The 2,627-nt window shown below is 71.5% G+C and carries 3 protein-coding genes; all 3 read right to left on the bottom strand.

The window, feature by feature from the left end; all coding sequences use genetic code 11:
- The coding region (locus G6017_RS07030; protein ID WP_241731410.1) for an ABC transporter permease at positions 1-1,238 on the bottom strand (1,238 nt) is incomplete at its 3' end.
- The gene (locus G6017_RS07025) at positions 1,238-2,005 is read right to left on the bottom strand and encodes an ABC transporter ATP-binding protein (RefSeq protein WP_179523574.1); all 768 of its coding nucleotides are present in this window, start codon (positions 2,003-2,005) and stop codon (positions 1,238-1,240) included. The genes G6017_RS07030 and G6017_RS07025, both read right to left, overlap by 1 nt.
- A 27-nt stretch (positions 2,006-2,032) precedes the next feature.
- The coding region (locus G6017_RS07020; RefSeq protein WP_241731409.1) for a pseudouridine synthase at positions 2,033-2,627 on the bottom strand (595 nt) is incomplete at its 5' end.

The raw sequence follows: 2,627 nt of genomic DNA, 5'->3' as shown, positions 1-2,627 counted from the left end.
CCCGCCTCCGAGGAGGCGGCCCCGACCCGCATGCCCTGGACCGGGGCGACGCGTCCGGCGCGCCGGGCGGGCGCCCAGGCGGAGAACACGGTGACGACGAAGCCCAGCACCAGCGGGGTGATGACGGACATCGGGGTGAGTGCCAGGGCCCCGGAGGGGATCCCCAGGTCGAAGGCGTCGAGTACGGCGAAGATGACCCGGGCCAGTCCGAAGCCGGCCAGGACGCCGATCGCGGAGCCGACCAGACCGGTCAGCGCGGCCTCGGCCAGTACGGACCGGGTGAGCTGCCCGCGGGTCGCGCCGATCGCCCGCAACAGGGCCAGCTCGCGCAACCGCTGCGCCACCAGCATGGAGAAGGTGTTGTAGATGATGAACGTGCCCACGAGCAGCGCGATCAGGCCGAAGGCCACGAAGAAGTAGTTGACGAAGTCCAGGATGGTCGACAGCTGCTCGGAGAGCCTCTCCTTGACCTCCTCGCCCGTGCTCACCTCGTACTCGGGGAACTCGGCGGCGAGCGTGTCGCGCATCTCCTCCTGGCTCACGCCGGGGACCGCGCGGACGGCGACGTTGGTGGCGTTCTCCCCGTCGGTGAACAGGGCGCGGGCCTGTGCGGAGGTGAAGCCGACCCCGACGTAGCCGCCGACGTCGGTCTCCGAGGAGTACGTGCCCACGACCGTGACGTCGATCATCCCCTGGGAGGTGGTGTACACCCGCGCGGAGTCGCCGATCTCAAGTCCCGCATTGTCCAGCACCGACTCGGGGAGGACGACCTCGCCGTCCGCGGCCGGAGCGCGCCCGTCCGAGATCCAACTACTGCTCCCGACGGCCTGGTCGGGCTCGACCCACTCCAACCCCTCCGACGGGGCGCCACCCGACTGATAAGGCGTGCCGTCGGCGTTGAACATCACCACTGTGCCGGTCACCCCGGGGGTGACGGCCTCGACGCCCGGCAGTCCGAGCGCGCGGTCGGCGACCTCGAACGGCACCCCGGCGCCCCGGGGATCTTCGGGTTCGATCATCGCGGACAGGTCCTGCGTGCCCTGGTCGAGCAGGCCGTCGAACGTGCTCTTGAGGGTCGAGGTGAACACCAGCGAACCGGTGACAAACGCGGTGCCGAGCACCACGGCGAGGACGGACAGGACCAGTCGCAGCTTGTGCGCCGCGATGTTGCGCAGGGACACCCGGAGCATGGGCCGGGAATGGCTGGGGGCGTGACCAGCGGCGTGGCGGGCGGCCATCACCGCTCCTCGAGCGCGCCCATGGCCGCCAGGATCTCGTCGGACGTGGGATGGGAGAGCTCACGCACGACCCGGCCGTCGGCGAGCAGCAGGACGCGGTCGGCGTAGGTCGCGGCACGCGGGTCGTGGGTGACGATGACGACGGTCTGCTGGAAATCGTCCGCCGCACTGCGAAGGATCGACAGCACCTCCGCCGACGAGGTGGAGTCGAGGTTTCCCGTGGGCTCGTCGCCGAACAGGATGTCCGGGCGCCCCACCAGCGCACGCGCGCAGGCGACGCGCTGCTGCTGTCCGCCGGACAGCTCCGAGGGGCGGTGGGACAGGCGGTCGGCGATCCCCAGCCGCCCGATCACCTCGTCGAACCACGCGCGGTCGATGGCGTGGCCCGCGATGTCCTGCGGGAGCGTGATGTTCTCCTCGGCGGTCAGGGTGGGGACGAGGTTGAAGGACTGGAACACGAACCCGATCCGGTCGCGGCGCAGCGCGGTGAGTTCCTTGTCCGCCAGTCCCACGATCTCCGTGTCACCCACGCGCACCGAACCCGAGGTCGGCCGGTCCAGGCCGGCCATGCAGTGCATGAGCGTGGACTTGCCCGAGCCGGACGGGCCCATGATCGCGGTGAACCGTCCGCGCTCGAACGAGGCGCTGACGTGGTCCAGCGCGCGGACCTCGGTCTCGCCCTCGCCGTAGGTCATGACGAGGTCGGTGGCGACGGCTGCGAGCTCCGCGCCCTCCGCCCGGTGCTGGGTCTCGGCCTGCGTGGTCATCTGCTCCCCTGGATCGTGGTGGTCGACCTAAAGCATGCAGGAGTTCGGAGCGGGTGCCGATGGGGGATGGCCCGGATCTTGCGCCCGGGCCTTCCCGGACGGCCACGCCTCGAGCGACCTGCGGGTCCTGAATCGGCGCTCGGCACCGGAGACGGGGTCGGTGAACCCGATGGTCTCCGCGAGCAACTGCAGCGGGTGGGAGAAGTCGCCGGGCGTGATCGTCCGCACCCGCGGGTACAGGTCGTCGCCGAGGATCGGCGTGCCGAGCGCGTTCATGTGGACGCGGAGCTGGTGCGTACGCCCGGTGGAGGGCTCGAGGCGGTACAGGCCGAGCGGCGTGGCCGACCCGCCCGGGTCGGGCTCACGCACCCCGAGCAGCATGATCCGGGTGTGGGCGTCCGGTGGGCCGTCCACCTCGGCGGCCTGCAGCACCCCGCGGGTCTTGACGATCCGGCTGGACCGCTCACGGACGTGCGGCGTCCCCTCCGGCGCGGGGGCCACGGCCAGATAGGACTTGGCGACCCGCCGGGCGGCGAAGAGGTCCTGGTAGGCGGCGCGGTGGGCGGGGTCGACGGTGAACACCAGGACGCCCGCGGTGAGTCGATCGAGGCGGTGGGCCGGA

It is taken from the genome of Dietzia sp. B44 (assembly GCF_014145245.1).
Taxonomy (GTDB): domain Bacteria; phylum Actinomycetota; class Actinomycetes; order Mycobacteriales; family Mycobacteriaceae; genus Dietzia; species Dietzia natronolimnaea.
This window is presented reverse-complemented; position numbering and strand designations above follow the sequence as displayed.